The following is a 22500-nucleotide window of genomic DNA, read 5'->3' on the forward strand; positions in this document are numbered from 1 at the left end:
AAAGTGAGGTGAGTCCTCACTTTATAGCTTCCGAGAAAACGATTCTGTCCACCTTGATACAAACCAGCGCTTCCCGATCTTCATCCCCCATCTGTACGGCAGTGAATGTAAAGTCATGATGCGCCAATACATTGGCGGATGAGGCATCAGCTGGAATTCCACCGCCCGCAGCCACCATGGTGAACGGTCAAGCGAAGATTCCCTCACCATCTCGCTCTGTTTTGCTTCACTGTACCCAACGCTTTTCAGTGCTGCCTCATCTTGTTTGACAGCGATTGCCGTCAAGCTCTCCGCCATCTGTTCCGTACCTCCATCTAAATAAGAGGAACCAAGAAAATCGGCACGGACTTCGCACCATTGCGACAACAAAGATTGAAAAATAGGAAACAACATAAACATCAGCCAGAAAACGAAGAATAACGGCGTCTTAACAGCTTCGATGTCGGAAATGTTTTCCGCAATGACGAATACAATGCCTACATATCCGAGCAACAGGACTGCATTGGCAATTTGTTTCCACATCACGTCCCTCTTTTTGACATGGACTGCCTCGTGAGCCAGGATCCCTTCCAAAACAGTTGCCGGAAGCTTTAAAGTGGCTGAGGTCAACGTAACCAATGAATGGCCGATGTTCATTCCGGCGGCCAATCCGTTATATTCGTCTGACTCTGTTACATAGACTTTCACATTAGGAATTCCCGCCCGTGAAAACACCTTCCGGGCAGCTTCGATCACGATTGGATCTTCTACTTCTTTTGCATCCATAGCTGTTTTCAACACCCTGTCGGATATATATAGGTTGAAAACCCAATAACAACCAGCCAAAAAAAACATCATCATCGGAGGAGCCTTTAAAAAATACAGCAGCAAGACCAGTCCAGTATATGCTGATATCCCCTTGACTGTCATCGCAAAGTAAAGCTTTCCGATCAATCTTTTAATGTTTTTCCGATGATAAAACGGCAGTACCACTAACGCTTGTTCATCCCCGGTGTGATCGGGGATAAAGCTTGTCAACTTCTTTTGCCAATGTGCAGCTTGATTGACGGTCATATACACGCTTTCTCCCGGAAATCGGATTCGAAGCACCCTTTGCATGGATGTAGTAAAGTCAACCCTGCTAGTGAATAGGGTGAAATAAGGATGAAGTTTAAGCAGATCCACGGCAGATTCCACAGCAACAGACTCGGCATCCTGCAGCGTGTATGTGCGTGCATGGAACCAGGAAATAATATAGAGCTTTTGCTCCGCTTCTCCATAATAAAATCGGACCTTTTTCCAGTCAATCACTCGTTTCAACAGCACAGAAAGCGATGGAAACATGCCAAAAACAATCATGAAATGAAGCGGACTTTCTTTTGGCCCATATAAAAGAAACAAGATAGCCCCGGCATATACGATAATGACAAAAACTAAATCGAGGGCTATCCGGGAAATACTACGGGCAATCTTAATCGGTTCCACAACGGCCGTGTCCAATTCTCGCTTTACCTCTCGATATTTTTCTAAACCCATGGTCAGGGTGAAGGCAGAAGACCATCCACTCGCCAGAAACGAAAAGTAGAGGAATCCGTCCGTTGAAGGATTCAAATAAAAAACGATCCCTGTCACAAGCAGGGCTGCAGCCGCTTCGACCGCCATGCCTTGCTTTTTGTTTTTCTGTCCAGCCAGAAGACCGATTAAATGGGTCGTCAATCCGAGAAAAACACATATAATGATTTCATAAAAACCCGGCAGCATACATTTTCACCTACAATTCGGAATGCATTTTCATCGTTTCAGTTAGCTGCAAAACTTCTTCTGTCGTCAAATCAGGATGTTCCATCAGCAGGGAGTAACGAAGCCCTTGTTCATCCCAGGTGATTCCGCGGATTTCATCCATTTTTTCGGCATCGTTTCCTCGTACTTTCAAATTACCGTCCCCCAAAGACATCCCTTCCCCTTCGGGAGTGGGAAAAACCGAGATTGAAAAAGATGGGACACCATCTTGAAGATAATAGAATGTGACCTCTGTTCTGTTTATTTCGCCACCGATTTTGTCCATTTCAATCCGATCCAGTTCCTGCTTCTCGTCATCGACCAGGAGAAAATCCGTTCCCAAGGCTTGTTCCGCCTCCTCCAAGGAAGCCGGGACAGCCATCCCCTCCTCCAGGTCAGATACCTTTACATCTTCCGGCAACTCTAGCAAAAACGTATCATCCGAAAAATCCGGATCTAAATCGAGCTTCGTGTATTCCACATTTGTTTCTATATCGGCGGCTTTTTGTTTCATTTTGACAATGAACCAGTTTTCCTGTTCGACCCAAATATCCATGTCCCCCAATAATCCATCTTCCTTACTGGTCAGTTTCAGATGATAGGTCTCCATATCCAGGATGGTATCCTCACCGACCAACTCCGTATCATGTGTACCCTGGACTACATCGAGCATGCTCAATAACTGTTCCTTCTGCGTCAAGGAAGCAGGCAGTTCACCAGGCGACAAGTCCATGCGCTGAGCTGTTTTACTCCCTTCCTCATAAATGGTCATGGAGCCCCCGTCCATAAGTGCTATCGACCTTTTGCTTGTGGCAGGTTCCTCCGTAATCACTTTTCTTTGCCCATTCCTGCCTGCATACTCCTCAAAAGTTGTCTTTTCCTCTGTCTCACCATCTTTAATCGACACACTGCCCTCTCCATAATAGCCGAGGGGTTCTTCACTTTCAGCTAACACTTTTGTGAAAATTTCTTCCGAGGACACACCCACATCTCCTTTACACCCTGTCATGACAACCAACAATAATACAATGCTCAACCAACCTTTATGTTTCATCCATATGTTCCCCTTCTCTCAACCAACAGGCTATCAAGGTTCCATAGCCGTCTTCAGACCATAAACCGATTTTTCCGCCGTGTTGTTCGATTATTTTCTTCGCTATACTGAGTCCAAGTCCAGAGCTCCCGTTTGACCTAGCATCTCCCTCCTGAACAAAAGGCAGGAAAATCCGTTTCTGTAGATTCTCGGGTATTACTTCTCCTTCGTTTTGTATCAACAGCAAGGTTCCTCCTGACCGGAAGGAGTCCAGCTCCCTGCGAAATGGACCGAAGACCCATTCCGGCATGAGACAATCACTGGAAACAGCAGCAAGCCACAGGTTTTTACCAGGCGGAGTATGGCGGATACTGTTTGCCATCACGTTATCGACGACCCGCATAATCTGTTCCGGATTCAAACAGTATGTATTTCTTACACATACTTCTGTATGGAGCTTGATTTTGTTTTGGGAGCATGGTTCTTCATAACCATTTAACAGCATGTCGAACAATTCTTCGCCATCTACCTTTACTTGTTCAGACTCTTTTTCTTCCGATTGCAGGGCGGTGTACAAAGATAAGTCGTGAAGTAACTGCTTCATATACGCTATTTTATTGAATAAAATCCCTGCATACTCCTGTCTTTCTTCTTCCGACAGTAACCGTCCTCCCCACAAGCTCTCCGAGTAAGCTTGGATGACCGTTAAGGGCGTTTTTAAATCATGGGAAAGCGCAGCCACGATAAATTGCTTTTCTTGCTGCTGTTGAACAAGTTCCTGCCTCGTTCTCTCTATTTGTTTTTTCATTTGATAAAAGTGGGCAATCAATTCACCGATCTCGTCCCGGGAATGGCTCCAATGATCGTTTAACGGCTCCCCCTTGGCAAATTTCGTCATTTTTCCGCGCAATTGGCCAAGCGGCCGTGTCAGCTTACGATGAAGAACCCAGATAACCGTCCCATAAACAAGAGCAATGAACAGGATGAGGATACCGCCGACCACGATAGTTCGGTTGTTCACTCCATCCATCCATACATCCCTTGGAAGCGTGATTTCATAAATGCCTGTCAGCTCTCTGTCATGGAAGACTGTTTGTTTCAACGAATAGGTACGAGCATGCTTGCTCAAGTCATTCAAACCGCTGTAAAGGCGTGAAGTGTCTACTTGCAAGAGCCTGCCAGCATATGAATCATTCCATGAAGAATAGAGGGTAACCCCGTCTGGACGATAAAGGGTGATCCGAATGGAGCCAGACGCCGCTTTCTCGATTTCCTGATAGTTTTCCCGTGGCTGAATGTGGTACAGTTTTTCATCCTGGAGAATGGTCTCCAACTCCTCCATTTGCTGCCTCGCCTCGACAAACTCCCGGAAGTCCTGTTGACGTTCAAAGTGGCTGATGCTTATGTATAATCCATATACGGCAGCGAAAGGCAGAAGAAGTACGATCAAGTAACTTAAAGCAAGCCAATTTTTAATTTTCATTCAACGGACTCCCCGATGAAGCGGTAGCCGACACCCCATACTGTTTCAATGTACTTCGCCGCTCTTGTCTCATCGCGCAATTTCGTCCGCAGACTTTTGATATGGACTGTTACCGTATTGTTGCCTTGAAGATCCTGCTGCCCCCAAATGTGATGGTACAACTCGGATTTGGAAAAAGTTTTATACGGATTTTTCGCAAGTAACAGTAGTAATTCCCTTTCTTTCGCAGATAAAGGGACAACAGCCGTTTCCAATTTGATTACATTGTTGGTGAAGTCGATTTCCAACCCATCTTGGTAGATTTGCTTATCTGCATGTTCTGGTTCATTCCTGTACCTGCGATATCGGCGAAGGTGTGAGCTAATCCGTGCGCTCAATTCCCCGAGACTGAATGGTTTGGTTAAATAATCGTCCGCACCTAAATCCAGCCCTTGGATTTTGTGCTCCTGCTCCTGCCTCGCACTCACGATCAAAAGCGGCACATCACTTTCCAGACGGATTTTTTCGCTTAATTGAAAGCCATCCATTTCCGGAAGCATCAAATCGACCAAAATCAAATCAAACCCGCTATTTTTAAATTCCTCCCATCCCTCGATGCCAGTAGACGCCCATGTCGGAAGGTAGCCTTCCTGCCGCAGATGATCCATCATAACCCTGGCAATCTCCGCATCATCCTCGATGATTAATATTTTTTCTTGATTCGTCATCACCAGACCCCACTTTCACGTTCTATTATAATGGCGGGTATTTGCTTTAGAGAAAATCTTTATAAATGCTTAATAAATTGAAAGCAACTCCTTTATTATAGAAGAAATTCCTATTGTTTGGATGTCTAAAATAAAAGAAAGGACCACCCTCAGTCATCGAACATGACTTTGGGCAGTCCATTTCAGCTTTTCCTGCCATCCTTATTTTTCCGATGTTTCACTTCTTCCATTTTCTTATAAAAACTGTCCTCTAAATCTATCTCAAAATAATTCGTCATTTTGGTTATGTAAGCAACACAGTCAGCGAGTTCTTTTCCGACATCCTCTTTGACGTGAGCCTTAGCCCTATCAAACGCTTCCTGTTCTGTCTTGCCCTCTTGTATTGCTTTATTTGTAAGATTAAAAGCCTTCCGGAACTCTTCGGCTACCTCTGCCACTTCCGTTGTCAGCAGCATATAGTTATTTAATAAATCTTCCCTGCTTGCTTCATAGCTTTCCTTCCTGATTTCCCAGCCCATTTCCTTCTGAAAAGAATCTGCATCTTGCTGCAATTGTTTCATTTTTTCATCCTTCCTGGCGAAAAACGTTTCCAAACGTCTTTTAGCCTGCTTTTATTCAGCTTAATAAACAACATACCACATAAATTGGATATAGGCTTGAACCATGAAATAAAAAACAATGCTGTAGCCAAGGTTGAAACGAAAGCCGTTCTTCAGAATGCTCAGTCCGTTCGTTGCACTCAAAATAATGATGGGGAGAATGACCGGCGACAGCAGAACCGATATGACGCTCCCAGAAGTCAACGACAACACAACCAACTCCGGAGGATATGGCATATCCACATGCTGGAGAATTCCGGCAACCAAAACGATGACCGTCAATGGGCCCAAGCCCAAAAACCCTAGAAGGATAGTTGTGAATGGCAAGATGACGAGGAAATTCAGGAACGGTACAGTATCCTCCAAATAAAACAAACCTTCCACCAGGTAATTACCTATACCCGACTGATTGACTGCATAGATCAGCATCCCGGCAGCTAGAAGTAGACTGAATTGCTGGGATTTGTATTTCATGTCCACCCCAAAATATTGCTTTGCCTGGCTCATAAGACTACCTGTTCGTTTTTTAAGGATAAAGTAACCGCAGGTCCATACGATAATGACCGGCGGAATGACCATTAATAATCCCCAGCCCATGATGAGATGAAGAAGGAAAATAGTCGTAAACAATGAGACAAACAGGGTGGCGAATTCCAGTACATGTTTTCTTGTATGGTTTACTTGTCCATTTGTTTTTACCAGTCTATCAATCTCAGAATTAATTCCTGCTGTATAATCTATTCCATACTGCTTTTCTTTTCTTGCAGCAAACCAAACAGCCAAACCAATCCCTGCAAGAGAAATCATCATTCCCTGAATGATTGTCCACCCTAAAGAAGCGTCCAAATGGTCGACGGCAAATGCAAAACTGGGAATGCTGACAACCCAAAGCGTCGTCAACGCGAAAGAACGCAACAAGGCAGTACCCTTGAAGTATTCCCAGGCTTCTCCCTTTTTGTCGCGAAGGAATGCATGAATAAATTGATACATCATCGGAATACAACCAAACAGCAGAAAATAAGCAATAAGCTGATTGACCAACATGATTCCAAAATAAAACTTTCTGCTAGTATTCAGAAAACGGTGGGCAGCGTTCATAATACTATCAATATAAGGTTCTTCCCGCAGTATCCAGCCAATAACCGGAACAATCAGCAGCAAGGCAATAAGGCTTCGCATTTGAATGATGCCTTCCAGGAGAAAAGTCAGGAAAGATCCGCCTGACGTGATTTGGACCACTGTTGCCGTTGTCAATAAAAACAACGGCACCATGAACGAGCGAAGCGATAAATTTATAGCAGCAAAAATGACCGCAGCTATTCCTGCCACAGACAAAATCCTTTCCCCTGCATGAGAAGGAACCAAAAAGGTAACATAATGCATTACAGCATAGATAAGGACGGCTGCCGCAAATCCTGTAGCGGCAATTTTTTTCATATTAAAAACTCCTAATTTATTTGAATCATGATTCTGTTTATTATAGCATGAGAAGAGAGCTCTCCTTACCTGATTAAAAGTCAAGGGACATTCTATTTCTTCAGAATGAAAGCTTTGAGCTTCTTCACTGCCTTGAGTAAAAAGGATCAAGGACATTTTCATCTTGTATTTTCCCCATACCATAATGGCAGGAACTTTACTCGATCAGTTTTCTCTGAATCCGTATCTGCCCCCGGTGATTAATTTCATCCTCCACTACATGGAACCAGATAAAAAAATGATTGGACGGATGCCCCTCCCATTGTATCCCCTCAAAAAGCCATGCATCGTTTCGCTGTCGGAATTCCATCAATGTCCTTTGCCGGACTTTGGCAAGCTTATCAAGATAAAAATCCAGATTATTTCCATTAATTTCCGATCGACCTTTATTTCCGAGGCTATAAGCGGCTCCCCACTCGCCCTTTTCCTCATCATTCGGACTTCGGCCATCAAATATCTCTATTTGGAAACCGATTTCGACTGCTGCCATATGCAATAACAAGGCGCCGATACTATTGCTTTTTTCCGTCGGCAAGTAATCTAGCTGTTCTGTCGAAAGGTCTTTGACAGCATCGAGTGTCGTCTTTCTTGCATACTCCATCATCGACACAAGCTGCCCGATTTGAGGTGTATAACCTGGTTTTTCCGCGATTTTATACTCCATGGTCAATAACTCCTAACTATTAATTAACTATTCTCAGCCTCTCTGCCGATTTCGGATAATATTAGTTACTAGTTTAACAGACTTTCTTGATCAAAAATTAAGATTTCAGAAGGAAACAGCGATAAGCTGGCGAATGAACAAATAGCGAGTAACATAATATATAGGGAAAAGTTTGGGAAAGGAGCTGGAAAATGAACTTTCAGATGAAGGAGGCAGTCGAAGTACTGGAACGGACACCTCATACAGTTGAAGCCTTTCTGTCTGGATTATCAAGCAGTTGGCTGCATTGTAATGAAGGAGAGGGGACTTGGACAGCCTTTGACGTAGTCGGTCATCTTGTCGAAGCGGAAAAGACGAATTGGATTCCACGAATCAAAACCATTTTAGCACAAGGGGAGGATACCTCCTTTCCGGACTTTGATCGGTTTTCCCATTTGAACCAATCAACAGAAAAAAACATTGACCAAAAGTTAGAGGAGTTTAAAACCTTACGCGGCGAAAATATCTCTACCGTTCAAAAGCTTGTTGTGTCCGATGAACAGTTTGAATGGACCGGAACGCATCCAGCTTTTGGAGAAGTGAAATTACGAGAACTGCTATCCACCTGGGTTGTTCACGATTTGACCCATATTGCTCAAATCGTCCGGGTAATGGCAAAGCACTATCGTACAGATGTCGGTCCGTGGCAGGAATATTTAGGGATACTAAAACGGTCCAAGTAACCAATGTCCGGAAAGGAAGGTCATTCAATACCAAAAGACCTTTTTGGCAAATGGGCTTTCTCATCCAACGAAAGAACCACTTGCCGAAAAGGCAGTTCGAGTAGTACTCTTACTTCCTCAAAGCTTTATAAAACCCAGTCATCGTATCAATCAGCAAGGATATAACAAAAGCAGCAAGCGCCAGATTATACGATTGGTTCCAGACAGTTTCTATGGTCGCATATTCTTCTTGCTGTTTACTGACTCCCCAACTCTCGGTAAGCTGTTGGACAAAATCCGGATTTAAGATCGCCTGATCTCTCAGTATAAGCATAGCCAGTAAAAAAATTGCACCATTTATCACTAGATTGGTGATTGCCAACTTCTTGGTCCACTTTCCAGCCACTAGTTTTGTTATTTCCTTCGCAATTCCGAATACTACCAATAGATAAATGAGCGGCATTACCTCGACCAGTTTTTCATCGTTCAAAAAAGGAATGGTGGTTTCCAAGTCATGGCCCTCGAATAAGAGAATTCCGAACAAGTGATTAGAAAACCGGATCACTACCAATAGTAGTACGGAAAAAATAATTCCTGTTAGAACATCACCCCGTTTTATTCGTTTTTTCTCATCCGGAACAGGCGGAAGCTCTGACGGGTCCCACTTTTTCCGATCATACACCCCTGCCAACCCAAACGGTTCCATATCAAAATATTGAGCAACAGCGAAACCAGCCGTAATCCAGGCAAACACTTGTGTAGCGGTAACAAAAAGGGAAATTAGAAAATCGACAAAATGTTGAAGAATGCTCATTGGTCTCAGGATGGTTTCCACTGCAAAAATGATGCCGATGGCTGAGACTGCTATGATTAATACCATTTTCATTACTGATAAATAGGCTGGAAACAGGTCTGGTCCTACTAAGAAGCGGTTGGTCCCTCGGTACTTTTCAGCTAATTTTGCCGGGCTCCCTAACTCTATCAATACTTTCTCTATATCCGAATTCTCTATCGGCCGGCCATCGTTCCTTTCTTCCAGCATATCCTCGATCAAACTCCGTAATTCTTCTGCAATATCCCGCCTCTGCCCCTGCGGAAGACGTAGCGAGACGGCATAGATATAGCGCTCAATCATTTCCATCGTTTGTTCCCTCACTTTCTCTGAATAATCCTCCCATATTGCCGACAATGCTTTTCCACTTTTTTTTCAGTTGGTCAAGGACTTCTTTTCCCTTCCTGCTTAACAAGTAATATTTACGCGGGCGCCCCCCATTGGTGTCCCACTTGCTCTCCAGCAACCCTTGCTTTTCCAATCTTCTTAATAACGGATATAACGTTCCCGGCTCAATGGGCATCCCTTTTTCGCTCAGAATGCTCACCAGAGAATAGCCATATTGTGGTTCATCCAATTGGCTGAGAACCCCTATTGTAATCGTTCCGCGACGTAATTCTTGCAGCAGTTTTTCTACCAATTCATCGACTTCGCTCATACAATCAACTCCTGCGATCATTATAGTGTACGACACACACTATTGTAAAATGCACATTATTTTAATAAGTATTCTTTTTGTTTTTAACGTAACAACCCGATCCGTTTTGATGGTACACTTGATAGGAAAGATGGTGGTCATAAAGTGGAGAAAAGGTTTATTTTCAGTCTATGGGTGGCACAAATCGTGTTTGTTTTATTATTTCCCATTTGGATATCCCTTACTGAATATTTGCATTCCCTGGTATTGGTTGTTGTGTGGATTTGCTACAGTTTTATCTTCTTTTCTATTAGCAGTATTGCATTCAAGAAGCGCTTCACGATTGCCAAAAAGTCGCTTGATGTATCTATCATCGTTTATAGTATTTTCTTGCTTGTCCTTTTGTTTTTCCGTCCGGCAGGCCAAGTCTATGACAATTACAATTTAATTCCCTTCAAAACGATTATGTTTTACTTGTATGGAGAGACGTCTCCATTCATTGCTTTTTACAACCTCGCTGCCAATATAGGGTTGTTTATCCCTTTCGGTATCTACTATTGCTGTAAAAGAGAGGAAGCGAAACTTAGGTATCTAGCGGGAATGGCCATTGCTTCCGTAAGCTTGATTGAGATTCTGCAGTTTCTTACCCACCGGGGAAGCATGGATATCGATGATTTGATCCTGAACACCAGCGGCATTCTACTTGGCTATCTAATTTATCCGCTCTTTAGTAAGGTTTTTTCTATCGAACATTAAAAAGAGGCTCAGACGAAAGTCTCGTTGCCAAAACAAAAACCGAACAATGATTCGAACTACTAAGCATTCGAACATGTCCGGTTTTTTACATTTTATTAGATAACTGAATCAATTTCATCATTGCTCTTTTTAAAATTACAGACCTGTGCAGAATTTATAAACATATTTTTAAAAATGCAGCCTTATAGCGTTTTGTCATTAGCCCGTAGCCCGAATACCCTCCGCTTTCCGCGGGGGAGTGGCAAGCCTCCTCGGGCATAGCCCTGTGGGGTCTTGCCGATCTCCCACTTCCCGCAGGAGTCTACGGGTATTCGGGCTACTCAGTCATTATCTTGTTGTTCCTATTTTTAATCAAAAGGTAGATCTATAAGAAGACTTGACTTTCTTAACTGAGCATTAATACGATCTGCAGCTAATTTTGATGCATGAAAAACAAGCGTCACCATGTCAAAGTGAACCTTGGCACGTTTTCCAGTACGATAACGAACATTATTAAGCTGAAAAAACTCTTTAAGATAAGCATTTACACGTTCCACTGAGGTGCGTTTTTTGAACAAAGTCCCCCATGCTTGTGAACCACGTGCTGGTGCATTGTGTCTTCTTAAGTCATTCGTTATTTTGACTTTATGAATGGTTATAAACACTACAGAAATGCACTTCGCTTTCAGCAGGCACAAGCTGAAAATCCCGCATAAAAGCGTTTCAGACTTTCTGAGGATGGAAGCCGTGCCTCTTTCCCCCTTTGTATTTTCCCGGTGATTCATAACATTTCCGCGTAGAAAAAAAGAAGCTTTCACGAAACTTCTAGTTTAACTCCTTTTCTAAGACGATTTTCAATCCCCCTGACTATCAAGGTACGTGTCAGTGATATCAAAGCCTGTTTTTATATTCAATAGCAGCATAGAACGCCAACGATTCATTGTTTTCGTTTGTACCCTCCCATACCCCTTTTCGCGTAAATACACGTGCTGATGGTCCATTAAAGCCGAAGCAATCCCCATGTTTCGATAATTAGCGTTTACTCCGCCTAACCAGCTATAGAATTTTTTCTCATCACACGGGTATCCGATTTTATAGCCGATTACCGAATCGTGATCATAAGCCAGTGTAAATAGAAGCTTCTGCCTTTTATTAATTTTTTCAGCTAAGTCGTATGCATCCCCGAATATGGAGTCATGCAACAGTAGAATACCTTCAAGCACCGTTTGCTCTGGAATAGTGGGTACATTATCATAAGTGATATCCATATCCGTATGCACCTCCTCTTCATTTTTTTGCATTTTCCAATCAAGCCTGAAAGTGTAGATTGTCTGGATTCACTTGCCATTTCAGCTGTTCACCGGACACGTACCTTTTCAACTCTTCCAGCATATACATTCCCATCCTTCCGCATTCTGCCCCTTCGCTTCCAGCCAAATGCGGGGTAAGTACGACGTTTTCCATTTGATACAATGGTGAATCGGCAGCAGGCGGTTCTGGTTCTGTGACATCCAAAACTGCCGTGAGATCTGTGCGTTCCATTAAGACATGAACCAATTCTGATTGCCTAATAATACCACCACGGGCTGTATTGATGAAACTGGCATGCTGTTTCATCATGGCAAAATGCTCCCCTCTGATCATCCCTCTTGTGTCCTCCAGCAAAGGAGTATGCAAGGAAACTACATCGGATTGTTGAAAGATTTCCTCTAACGAGCACAATCTCACTCCAAGCTGTTCTGCCTGTTTTTTCTCTACGCAGGGGTCGTAAGCCAATACTTCGACATCGAAGCGTTTCAACTGATCAGCAACACCCCGACCAACAGTGCTAAGGGAAATCAATCCTACTTTACTTTGGAAGGCTCCTGCTATATAGTAAGGTTTTTCCGGAAACTGTTTCTCCCGCTTGACTTGTCGGACAAACTGCCAACCGTTTTTCAGACAGAACAACACCTGTGATAGGGTGAATTCTATTACAGGAATCGCATTCGCCCTGACGGCACTGGTGATTTTGACATTCCGTTTCCAAACTGCATCGGTCACAATCGGTTTGACAGAGCCTGCCGCATAAAAAATGACCTTTAATCTTTCAGCGGTTTCCAAAAAAGATTCATCCAGTTCAGGGCCGTTCCACCCGGAAAAAATGACTTCTGCCTGTTTTAAAAGTTCCGGATGCAGCAGGGCGGTGTCCACCGTCATAGGGGGGGCGATAATATCGACAAATCGGCTGATTTCCTCCCTGATTTCAGAGGGATAAACGTAGTCAAATGGTTCCAAGCGCATGATGAATAAACCTTTTTCCATCCGGTACCTCCTTTCTGATTAATCTTGAAGGGCTTGATCTATTGGAAACCTTTTCCCCGACCATGCCTTTTTGGCTGTCCAGTCCTGCGGCGGATCCCGCCAAAACGGAGCATCAACTGACAAACCGAGCGGTAAAAAGACAACAGTACATAAATATGTGCTGCCGGTCGATATGTAACCTTCACCTATACTCGGCTGATGGCCGCTAAGACCTATAGTAAGCCAGCCATCATCAGTAAAACTGCCCGGTGCTTCCAGAGAACGCTTTATAACAGCGGTTAATCCAGTCCGAACTTGGGCTGGCTCAAGAGAGTCAGGAAGCTTCTCATGAAGTGCAAGGTGGGCAAGATTATGAAAAACCCCTGTTCGATAAGCAAGTGACCTTCCTATTGGAGGGAAAGAGCCATCAGCAGCAATCAACCGTTCTTGAATTTCAGCGTATCTTTGGGCCCTGCGCAGGATTTTCGAATATTGGATGTTCCATTCCTGATATCGACTTCCCATTGCTGCTACTATATCAAACAACATAGGGTGAATGACAAAGCTGTTATAATAATCATAATGGAAAGAGGGGCCGTCACTGTACACTCCATCTCCTGCGTACCATTGTTCGGTTTGTTTTATCGCATAATCAATCCGCATAGGATCCCAGTCTGATTCTCCTACTTGAAATAAAGCGGTCTCAATCATAGCAGAAAACAACAGCCAGTTTGAAAAATGAGGTTTACGACTCCGAGTGGCTCGCAAAGCCGACACCACATTTTCCTTAACCCGACTGTCAAGCGGGTCCCAAAGCTGCTGGGGGGCCCGGACGAGGGCATGTGCCAGAAAAGCTGTATCCACTATCGGTTGAAATCCCTCCGAAAAATTCATGTAATCAGGTGAATCGGGATCGGTACCTGCATCAATTCCTTTCCGAGCTAATTCACCATACCGTTGACGGATTTTTTCTTCTCCTAAGTCCTCTTGTTTCCTTTCCAGCCAGGGAGCCATTCCATTTAACAGCCGAGCCATCGCTTCCAGTGCTGAAAAAGGTTCACGATTTGTTTTCGTATTCATTTCTACGGGCATGGCAGGTTTTAATTGGCGGCTCTCTAAAGCAGAAAGTACCGGATCAGCGACTTTCTGCATCATCCTCAACCAGTAATGACGTTCTCTATTTGTACAATATCCGATTGCTCCTCCCTCACTTTCCATATTGATTCAAAAGGCCCTGGTCTCGATATTGTTAAACACCCGCTGAGCAAATACAGACATAATAAAACTGATACCGCTGCAACCGAGTACCGGGATGCTTCCTGGTAAAGCTCTGCAAAACCAGAAAAGCAAGACCACCCCTATAATCGCTGAGATGGTTAAAAAGGGAGAGGTTATCGCAGTAAACAAAGCATTTTTCACCGTATCAAAACCTGTTCCTTCAAAATGAACCAGTACCGGAAATACATACAGCCAAACCAAAAGATATAAAAAACTAAGCAAAAGAAGAAATAAATGGAACAACGATGCAAGTACACTTGCCCTGTCCATGACGAGATAGAAATTGATAAAAAGCATGCCCCCAAACAACAAAAGGAGAAAACCAAGTTGATTGGCCTTCCAAAAATACCTCTTATATGTTGAAAGAAAGGTACGGAAGACAGGTATTTCAACCCTGCCGCTAATCCACTTGCGCTGAACGGCAAACATGGCTGCAGTGGCAGGAAAGAAACCAGCCAGCAACAAGCCCGCCAGGCAGAATAACAGCCACAACAAATTGAGATAAGCAAATCGGTTTATCCAAAAACAGATTTTTTCTAGTAATCCTGCTTCCATGTCTCGGCCCCTCCTGACAAAACCGGATAGCAGGAAGAAGGTTACGGGCTTCCGACTTCCTGCTAAGGTCCTGATTTGACTACCTGTTTTCCAGCCACTCCGTACTCTCTTTTTGTGCTTTGGTCAATGCTTCTTCTGCACTCCTTTCACCAGTGAGCGCCGCTTCTACTTCGGATGTCAAAATAAACCTCGGTTGTGCGGATCCCCACGGATAACGCGGTGTCCAAGGTGTACTCATTGCTTCAAACACAGGAAGCATCAATTCGGTATCCTTTACACTATCCCATTCCATTGCCGACTTGATGGAAGGAACCAATCCCATTTCCTCATAGATGTATTTTTGTGTATATTCACTTGTAGCGAATTTCACCCATTCCCACGCCAAATCTTTGTTTTCACTGTCCTTGGCGATTGTTATCGGGCTCCCGGCAAACAACCCACCCACTCCTTCATCATTTTTGAATTCTTGAGCTATACCGATCCTGTCCTCCAATCCTTGAGCGTATGCCGGTTTAATTGTATCCCCCGGTCCTTGATTGAGCATGATGGCGATATTGTTTTCTTTCGTCAGCCATTTCTCGTTCCCTTGATTGCTCACCAGTCCCTCAGGAGCGAGCTCCTGCATATCCAGCAGCCAATTCAAACCGTTGACCATTTCTGGAGAATCAAAAGTGAATTGAATTTCATCCCATGCAAAGCCGGAGCCCCATGAACCATTTTGCCCTTCCGCCAGATCAATCAAGGTAAAAGCCGATGACCAGTCACCTCTGAACCAGATTCCATGATTTTGCTCACCGGTTACCGGATTTTTCCCCGTCATTTGCTTTGCTTTTTCAGCCACTTCTTCCATTGTCGGATGATCCGACAAGTATTCTACACCCCACTCATCAAACAATTGCTTGTCATAAGCAATAAAACGGGCGTCTCCAAGAAATGGCAGACCATATATTTGCAGTTCATCATCATCCGGACCTAACGCTTTCCAACCTTCGACCTGATTTTCGATAAAGATGTCTAAATCAAACTCTTCATCTTTGTCAATATAAGGTTGAAGAGGCTCAAGCACTCCTTGTGGAGCAAAATCGACTGTTCCCGGCATTTGATAGACGTCTGCGTCACCTGATGTGATCATTGCCTGTGTTTTTTCGGTATAACCTTCCCAAGGCATTAGCGTAAATTCAACAGTGGCTCCTGGGTGCTGTTTTTCAAATTCCTCTTTCAACACCTCCACCCCTTTGACTGAATCACCTGTCACAGGATCCGTTTTCGTCTCCATCGCAAAATCGCCAATCAATTGGACATTGATTTTCTGCCCCGCCCACTCTCCTCCGTCATCCTCTGATCCAGCACCTGATTTACTACAGCCTGCAAGCAGGCCGACCAGACCCAATACTACTGCCAACAGTACACCCAATTTGGTGATCCGTTTTTTCTCCATGTTTCATCCCCCTCGCAATTTTTAAAAAGAACGGCCTGCTCGAGGCTGTTCATTCACTCTCCCTTAACTCCGCTTAAAGCGATGCTTTGGATAATGTAACGCTGCAAGAACAGGTACAGGATAATGATCGGCAAAATACTCACAGTAGCCAGTGCCATCGTCAATCCGCCGAGGCTTGTGCCGTTTTCCAGTGAGAAACTTGCCAGATAAAGAGGAACGGTATGCAATTCTTGATTATTGAGTACGACGAGCGGCCACATGAAATCGTTCCAGCTCCAGATAAAAGCCAGTATAACCATAGTGGCTGCAATCGGTCCGGCCAGAGGCAAATATACCCGGAAGAAAATCTTAAATTCGCCGGCTCCATCGATTTGCGCCGCTTCCCTTAATGTATCAGGAAGTTGATCAAAGAACTGCTTACAAAGAAAAATCAGCATGCCATTGATAACTGTCGGCAAAATTAACGGCCAAAAAGTATTCAGCAAGTCGACCGAATTGAACAATTTGTACAACGGTATCAATCTAGGTTCCATGGGGATCATCAATGTACATAATACAAGGATGAATAACAGTTTTTTCCCTTTGAACCTGCCTTTCGAAAAAGCGTAGCCCGCAAGCAGGGAAGCGGATACTCCCAAAAGCACCGAACTTACCGTCACGATGGCCGAATTGATATAAGACTGAATCAATCGTCCATTTTCAAAAACGATTCCGTAATTGAAACCGGAAAGCTCTTCTGGAATCAGCCGTGGCGGAAAAGGCATGCTGATATTTGCCGTCCGGTCAAAACCGACACTTACCATCCAAATGAAAGGTGCCATCAGTAATACGCCGAAGACCAAGAGAACAATGAATTTAAAAGCACCAGACACACGTTCGGCTTGCTTAATGGAAAGTGGACGGGACATTTCACTCACCTCTTTCATGCTAAATTTTCATATTGGAAAGCTTGAGATTGATGAAGGTAAATACCAGGATAATCATGAACATAATATAGGTGGCTGCTGAAGCGATGCCAAATTCAAATCCAGTGAACCCTCGTTCATAAATAAAGGCGCCCATTGTTTGGATGGAACGGGCGGGACTGCCGTTAGGACCGCCAAGTACATAGACTTCATTGAAACGCTGCAAGGCTCCGATCCAACCTGTAATCAATAAGAAGGCGAAAGTTCCGCCCATGTTCGGAACGGTGATAAACAACCATTGCTGAAACCCGCTTGCACCGTCAATCCGGGCTGCTTCATACATCTCAGGCGAGATAGCCTGCAGATTGGCAAGGCAGATGATAATGACGAAGCCGATCCAATGCCAAACCGCAAGTAAGATAACAGCCCATTTCGATGTAGAAGGATCTGAGAGCCAGCCAGGTGTCGGCAGCCCGATGACATCAAGTAAGTAATTGACAATCCCCATTTCGGGATGGAGTACAAAAGCAAATATCATGGCCGCAGCTACAATGGAAGTGACATTAGGCAGAAAGTAAATGACTTTGAAGAAATTTTTTCCCTTAGGCGTTGAATTTATCAAAGAAGCAAAGATAAAGCCGAGCGGTATTGTGATGGCGATTTGAAAAATACCGATAAAAAACGTGTTTCCCACAGCGTTCCAAAACGGGCCAGATGTCAAAACCGTTTTAAAGTTGTTCAAACCAGTAAAATGTTCTATCGTTCCGTTTGACTGGTAAAAACTTAACCGTAAAGATTCGAAGATAGGATAAATCATAAACAACAAGATACCCAAGAAACTGGGAATCAGAAAAACATACCATGTTAACGGAGAGGACGTTTTTTTCGTCGATTTGACAGGAAGACGTCCGTTTTGAGCCGTACCCGCCGGAAACTGGTTCTCGATTTCCGCCTTGTCTTTCATTCTCGTATTCTCCTTTCCTGAAGATTTCCTTCATAGAATGCAGGGACTCGGAAAACCTGACAGCAGCTATGTTAGCGTTTACATTAAATCGAAAACTAGCTTTCTGTTTGTCCTAGTATATTGGCTGTTATGTCGGTTTATGCCAATTGATAGACCTATGGAGTTAAAAGAATCTCAACAAACTTAGAAAAAATATAAAAATAATGGATGGAATTTTAGAAGGACTATATAGGATTTTATGGATAAAAGGAGATTACGATGGATGAGCAAATACTTCTGAGAGATGTTCCCGCACACTGACTAATTCACGGGACAGGTCGGACCAATTGCATTCAACAGCCATGCTGCCGTTAAAATCAGCGGCCGCCAAGCATTTCATAAATTTATGGTAGGGATAGCTGCCGGTGCCCGGCGGCTTCCGGCCTGTGTCGGCGACATGAATATGCTTTACATACTCTTTTGCAGAGATGATATTTTCCAATGGCTCGTTCTCAACCTCCATGTGATAAAAATCGGCCAGAACCTGAATCGACCGACGGTTGATCGATTTGGCCAATCGGACTGCTTCCGGAATGCTGTTGATGATATTGCTTTCCCTTCGATTCAATGGTTCAATAACAATAGTCAAACCAAGCGGTTCCGCAAAATCTGCTGCTAAATCAAGAAAACGGCCGATTTGCTCTTCCCCTTTTTGTCGGGAAAAACCTTCCGGAACGGAACGGGCACCGCCGCTTCCAAAGACAATTTTCCCGGCCCCGATCCTCTTGATACGCGGCATTGCTCTTGCTAAGTAACTGGTCACAGCCGCCTCATCTACTTCATTGCCGACGATTTTCAACGTTCCTGGTAAAAAGATGTTACAGGACGATACTGGCAGCCCGATGTCTTGGCAGGATCGAGCCTGTTGATCAACTATGTCCGTTTCTTCATCCACCAGGGAAGCGACGCTGCATTCTAAAAAATCAAAACCTGCTTCTTTCACCAACTTGGCGTTCGCGATATCGGTACAGCAACCGAAATCCAACATTAATCACCTGCTTTTCCTTTTATTTCAGTCAATAATTGTTTTATCCAGTTGATATTGTGTGAGAGTGCATCTTTCGTCGGAAACGCCCCGCTAAAATCTTCAAAACCGACATACCCATCATATCCTACAGCCTGCAAATCGGTTAATACCTGCTTCCAATCGACCACGCCATGCTCCAGCTGTGCCCATTGTACTTCCCACCCTATGCTTCCATCCGGGTATTGCTGTCCGATCTGCCAACTTGCATTTTTAACATGAACATGTGCGAGATAATCTCCCAGCAATTCCAATCCCATGCGATAATTTTCAAAGCCCTCATGCACCATATTGCCAGGGTCATATAACACGCCGATATGGCTGGGGTCGAAATGACAAACCAGCTGATAAGCAAGGCTTGCGCTAGGCGTGATTGTCTGATGATGCGTTTCCACCAATCCCTTCACCTTGTACTGCTTGCACATTCCTTCCACTTCTTTCACGTATTGTACCGCCTTTTTAAATAATTCCTGGTACGTTTCCGTCCTGTCATACCGGGGAACGCCAATCCTTATGGTGGAGGCTCCCAGTTTTTGAGCCGTCTGCAAAACCTTCTCCGTCGCTTGCAAGTCATCCACATCAAGGTAAGGAGTGACGCTGACCACTTCAATCCTTTTTTCATCCGTTGACTTACGCAAACTTGCAAGTTCTTCATCGGTAGTGTTTGGCTGCAAGGTACATTTGTTAAAACGCCAATAGCTCGGCTGTTCCTGCTTAAATTCTTCCGGGGTTTCCTTATACCGCCACTCTACTCCGTCATAACCTGTTTCCACCAGATGCTCTATTAATTGCTTCGGCGTAAGATCAGGTGTCATCACTGTAAATACGGAAAATCGCATTTCCTGTCCTCCCCCTTTTGACAAAATTTGTTTCCCATACTCCGATTCCTATTTAATACGTTCCCTCTACATCAAGCCTGACATCGCCATTTGTACGCTTTTTCTCAGAAGTCGCAATTTTTTCCTTCAAAATCTTGTAATATGCCTCTTCATCTAAAGGAAGGTTCACCCAGTCATCTTGCCATGCAGACATTTGCATGGCATTTGATAGCGTAAGCCCTTTGATTCCTTCCCTACCAGGAGCCAAAAGGGGCTCTCCTTTTAAGATGGCATTAATAAAGTTTTGGGTGATACCTCGGTGTGCAGTTTCCTCCCCCGTTACTGGAATCTCGACTTCCCAGCACTCCGGTGATCCAAAACCGCCCTTATAAGTCCGGTTGAATTCGGGCTCAGGAACCCGCAGCCTCCAAAACTGGAGCCGGCCGTCTTCCACGACCAGTTTGCCTCGCTCTCCAGCAATTTCAAGCCTGTTCGTACCAGGCGCTTCTCCTGTTGTTGTGATAAAAACACCGGTCGCTCCATTGTCATACTCAGCAAAAGCGGTCACTTCATCTTCCACTTCGATATCCCGATGTTTCCCGAAATAACAAAAAGCACGTACTCTTTCTGGCATCATGCCGGTCATCCATTGCCACAAATCGAGCTGATGGGGACACTGATTGATCAGCACACCTCCACCTTCCCCCGCCCATGTTGCCCGCCAGCCACCGGAATCATAGTAGCTCTGTGAACGATACCAATTGGTGATAATCCAATTTATCCGGCGGACTTCACCTAATTCTCCAGATTGAATCAAATCACGCAGCTTTTGGTAAACCGGATTGGTCCGTTGATTGAACATCATGGAAAATACCTTTCCACTTTCTTCAGCAGCCCTATTCATCTCTCGGACTTGACTGGTATACACACCTGCCGGTTTTTCACACAGCACGTGGAGATCTTGTTGAAAGGCTCTTATTGCCAGCCGGGAATGCTGATAATGAGGCGTGGCTATCATAACTGCATCAACCAAACCAGAAGTGAAAAAGCCGTCTTCATCCGTAAATACCGGAATTTTCGGCTCTAGATGATTTTCCAGCCATCGGGCACGCTCCCCGTCCGTATCCAGTACAGCTGTTAATACTGCACCTTTCACAGCGTTTTCCTGTAAATATTTCGCATGAGCGTAACCCATGTTCCCCACGCCAATAATACCGATGCGCACTTGCTCCATCCGCACTCATCCTTTCTTTGATCATTATGCTTGCAACCGGGGTTTTTATTGGGAAAATTATTGTGTTAAGTCTACTGGTAGACCGGTTGAATTAGATTGATAGATTGCCAATACTATTTTCAAAGCATAACGGCCGTCCTCTAACGATATGAATGGCTCCCGATCCTCCCGGACAGCTTGTACGAAATCCCTTACACAATGGGTGTGGCCGGTTCCATAAACACTGGCAGGATTCTCTTTTTGCAATGCAAGCACCTCATTTTCTTCCTGCTGAAAATCCCTGCCGAATCTCCACTTTTCTATACGGTTCGCAGCATTCCCTCCGATACATACCATTCCATTCTGTCCAAACAGATTCAAACCTGCACCTAAATCAGAAGGAAAAATCGTCGTAGTCCCATCCACGATCGCCAATGCACCGCTTTCAAATTCAAGCATGGCAACACCAAGGTCTTCCATTTCCAACCGATGCTGTCTAGTTGCAGTCCTGCCTGTAATCCGCTTGACTGGTCCCATCAGCCAGACGAGTAAGTCGATGGTATGGATCGCCTGGTTCATCAGTACACCGTCAGCCATGGCAGTCGTCCCACGCCAAGCGTCTTGGTCATAGTAATCCTGTTCCCTCCGCCAGCGGATATAGGCAGTGCCATAAGTCAGTCTGCCGAAACGCCCTTCCTGCAGAGCGCGCCGGGTAGTCAGTATCGCTTCATTGAATCGATTTTGTTGAACTACCGTCACTTTCACACGTTGCCGACGGGCAGTCTCGATGATGCGATCGGCTTCATCCAAAGAAAGGGCAAGCGGTTTTTCTATCATGACATGTTTTCCCGCTTCGATCGATTTGACAGCCATTTCGGCATGAAGACCATGCGGGGTGCAAATATTGATCACATCGATCGCCGGGTCACCTAACATTTCTTCAAAATCTGTATAAACAGCTTTGATAGGATAACGATCGGCATATTGCCTAATTCTCTGTTCTCCCGTATCACACAAAGCATATAAATTAGCATCGGCGGCTGCCGCAATCGCTTCTGTATGCACTCTGGCTACACGCCCGCATCCCACAACCCCAAAATTGATCAACTGGTATCGCTCCTTTTTATAAACAGTTCGCTCTTCCTTGCAGAAATATATCAAACAGGTTCTCTGCGACATACCTGAAGTACACTACTCCATGTTTTGCTCTTTTATTTGCTCCCTATCCCAAAGCAATATTCATTCAAGAGAGCATGATATCAAAGAAATATGGAACCACATACTATCCAGCTTGTGTCCACAGCTATATTGGCGTCGGTTATCTTCTATCCGGGAAGTGTTTTCCTTCTATGGGTTAT

22 protein-coding genes and 1 pseudogene are annotated in these 22500 nt (G+C 44.4%); 2 read left to right on the forward strand and 21 right to left on the reverse strand.

Annotation, left to right across the window (positions count from 1 at the left end):
- Positions 1–21: 21 nt before the first annotated feature.
- The 7 genes from ABVF09_RS02360 to ABVF09_RS02390 all read right to left on the reverse strand — a co-directional run bounded on the left by ABVF09_RS02360 (position 22) and on the right by ABVF09_RS02390 (position 7720).
- A complete protein-coding gene (locus tag ABVF09_RS02360; RefSeq protein ID WP_371068541.1) occupies positions 22–1740 on the reverse strand; it encodes a M56 family metallopeptidase in 1719 nt (572 codons plus the stop codon).
- 10 nt (positions 1741–1750) lie between these two features.
- The gene (locus ABVF09_RS02365; RefSeq protein ID WP_371068542.1) at positions 1751–2812 is read right to left on the reverse strand and encodes a LolA family protein; all 1062 of its coding nucleotides are present in this window, start codon (positions 2810–2812) and stop codon (positions 1751–1753) included.
- A complete protein-coding gene (locus tag ABVF09_RS02370) occupies positions 2802–4274 on the reverse strand; it encodes a HAMP domain-containing sensor histidine kinase (RefSeq protein ID WP_371068543.1) in 1473 nt (490 codons plus the stop codon). Before ABVF09_RS02370 ends, ABVF09_RS02365 begins: the two co-directional genes overlap by 11 nt.
- On the reverse strand, positions 4271–4981 hold the full coding sequence (locus tag ABVF09_RS02375) for a response regulator transcription factor (protein ID WP_026771531.1): 711 nt from the start codon (positions 4979–4981) through the stop codon (positions 4271–4273). The genes ABVF09_RS02370 and ABVF09_RS02375 overlap by 4 nt, the downstream gene beginning before the upstream one ends.
- Positions 4982–5163: 182 nt before the next feature.
- On the reverse strand, positions 5164–5541 hold the full coding sequence (locus ABVF09_RS02380; protein WP_371068544.1) for a hypothetical protein: 378 nt from the start codon (positions 5539–5541) through the stop codon (positions 5164–5166).
- A gap of 60 nt (positions 5542–5601) precedes the next feature.
- Positions 5602–7017: a hypothetical protein gene (locus tag ABVF09_RS02385; protein ID WP_026571914.1), complete on the reverse strand. Its 1416-nt coding sequence runs from the start codon at positions 7015–7017 to the stop codon at positions 5602–5604.
- A gap of 196 nt (positions 7018–7213) precedes the next feature.
- Positions 7214–7720 (reverse strand): DinB family protein, encoded by a 507-nt coding sequence (locus ABVF09_RS02390; RefSeq protein WP_026771533.1) that lies wholly within the window; start codon positions 7718–7720, stop codon positions 7214–7216.
- A 191-nt stretch (positions 7721–7911) separates the two neighbouring features.
- On the opposite strand from ABVF09_RS02390, the gene ABVF09_RS02395 reads away from it, so the two are divergent.
- Positions 7912–8442: a DinB family protein gene (locus ABVF09_RS02395; protein ID WP_026771534.1), complete on the forward strand. Its 531-nt coding sequence runs from the start codon at positions 7912–7914 to the stop codon at positions 8440–8442.
- 109 nt (positions 8443–8551) lie between these two features.
- Here the strand turns inward: ABVF09_RS02395 and ABVF09_RS02400 are convergent, their stop codons facing one another.
- Both ABVF09_RS02400 and ABVF09_RS02405 read right to left on the reverse strand, forming a co-directional pair.
- A complete protein-coding gene (locus tag ABVF09_RS02400; RefSeq protein ID WP_371068545.1) occupies positions 8552–9610 on the reverse strand; it encodes an HAAS signaling domain-containing protein in 1059 nt (352 codons plus the stop codon).
- Positions 9549–9911, reverse strand: a complete 363-nt coding sequence (locus tag ABVF09_RS02405; RefSeq protein ID WP_371068546.1) for a PadR family transcriptional regulator — start codon at positions 9909–9911, stop codon at positions 9549–9551. Before ABVF09_RS02405 ends, ABVF09_RS02400 begins: the two co-directional genes overlap by 62 nt.
- Before the next feature lie 144 nt (positions 9912–10055).
- Between ABVF09_RS02405 and ABVF09_RS02410 the strand changes: the two genes are divergently transcribed.
- Complete coding sequence (locus ABVF09_RS02410) at positions 10056–10646, forward strand: VanZ family protein (protein WP_026571919.1); 591 nt, start codon at positions 10056–10058, stop codon at positions 10644–10646.
- A 347-nt stretch (positions 10647–10993) separates the two neighbouring features.
- Here ABVF09_RS02410 and ABVF09_RS02415 read toward each other — a convergent pair.
- The 12 genes and pseudogenes from ABVF09_RS02415 to ABVF09_RS02470 form a co-directional block, all read right to left on the reverse strand.
- Positions 10994–11278, reverse strand: a pseudogene (locus tag ABVF09_RS02415) (IS5/IS1182 family transposase); the annotation flags it as partial.
- A 201-nt stretch (positions 11279–11479) separates the two neighbouring features.
- A complete protein-coding gene (locus ABVF09_RS02420) occupies positions 11480–11893 on the reverse strand; it encodes a GNAT family N-acetyltransferase (RefSeq protein WP_371068547.1) in 414 nt (137 codons plus the stop codon).
- Between the two features lie 40 nt (positions 11894–11933).
- Entirely contained in the window at positions 11934–12929 is a 996-nt protein-coding gene (locus ABVF09_RS02425) for a hydroxyacid dehydrogenase (RefSeq protein WP_371068548.1), read from the reverse strand.
- A gap of 18 nt (positions 12930–12947) precedes the next feature.
- Complete coding sequence (locus ABVF09_RS02430; RefSeq protein WP_371068549.1) at positions 12948–14126, reverse strand: DUF2264 domain-containing protein; 1179 nt, start codon at positions 14124–14126, stop codon at positions 12948–12950.
- A 6-nt stretch (positions 14127–14132) separates the two neighbouring features.
- Positions 14133–14741 carry a YesL family protein gene (locus ABVF09_RS02435; RefSeq protein WP_153462012.1) on the reverse strand — a complete coding sequence of 203 codons (609 nt, stop codon included), beginning with the start codon at positions 14739–14741 and terminating at the stop codon, positions 14133–14135.
- Positions 14742–14820: 79 nt separating this feature from the next.
- Entirely contained in the window at positions 14821–16179 is a 1359-nt protein-coding gene (locus tag ABVF09_RS02440) for an extracellular solute-binding protein (protein WP_371068550.1), read from the reverse strand.
- A gap of 53 nt (positions 16180–16232) precedes the next feature.
- Complete coding sequence (locus ABVF09_RS02445) at positions 16233–17087, reverse strand: carbohydrate ABC transporter permease (RefSeq protein WP_026571925.1); 855 nt, start codon at positions 17085–17087, stop codon at positions 16233–16235.
- Positions 17088–17106: 19 nt separating this feature from the next.
- Positions 17107–18048 carry a carbohydrate ABC transporter permease gene (locus ABVF09_RS02450; protein ID WP_081704542.1) on the reverse strand — a complete coding sequence of 314 codons (942 nt, stop codon included), beginning with the start codon at positions 18046–18048 and terminating at the stop codon, positions 17107–17109.
- A 253-nt stretch (positions 18049–18301) separates the two neighbouring features.
- A complete protein-coding gene (locus ABVF09_RS02455) occupies positions 18302–19075 on the reverse strand; it encodes a sugar phosphate isomerase/epimerase family protein (RefSeq protein WP_153462016.1) in 774 nt (257 codons plus the stop codon).
- Positions 19075–19950 carry a sugar phosphate isomerase/epimerase family protein gene (locus ABVF09_RS02460; RefSeq protein WP_026571928.1) on the reverse strand — a complete coding sequence of 292 codons (876 nt, stop codon included), beginning with the start codon at positions 19948–19950 and terminating at the stop codon, positions 19075–19077. The genes ABVF09_RS02455 and ABVF09_RS02460 overlap by 1 nt, the downstream gene beginning before the upstream one ends.
- Positions 19951–20002: 52 nt before the next feature.
- Entirely contained in the window at positions 20003–21163 is a 1161-nt protein-coding gene (locus tag ABVF09_RS02465; RefSeq protein ID WP_026771539.1) for a Gfo/Idh/MocA family protein, read from the reverse strand.
- A gap of 57 nt (positions 21164–21220) precedes the next feature.
- Positions 21221–22249, reverse strand: coding sequence for a Gfo/Idh/MocA family protein (locus ABVF09_RS02470; RefSeq protein ID WP_026571930.1), 1029 nt, complete (start codon positions 22247–22249; stop codon positions 21221–21223).
- Between the last annotated feature and the right edge of the window lie 251 nt (positions 22250–22500).

Origin of the sequence: Sediminibacillus sp. JSM 1682029 (assembly GCF_041366435.1) — a bacterium.
In the GTDB taxonomy this organism is placed as follows: domain Bacteria; phylum Bacillota; class Bacilli; order Bacillales; family Amphibacillaceae; genus Sediminibacillus; species Sediminibacillus terrae.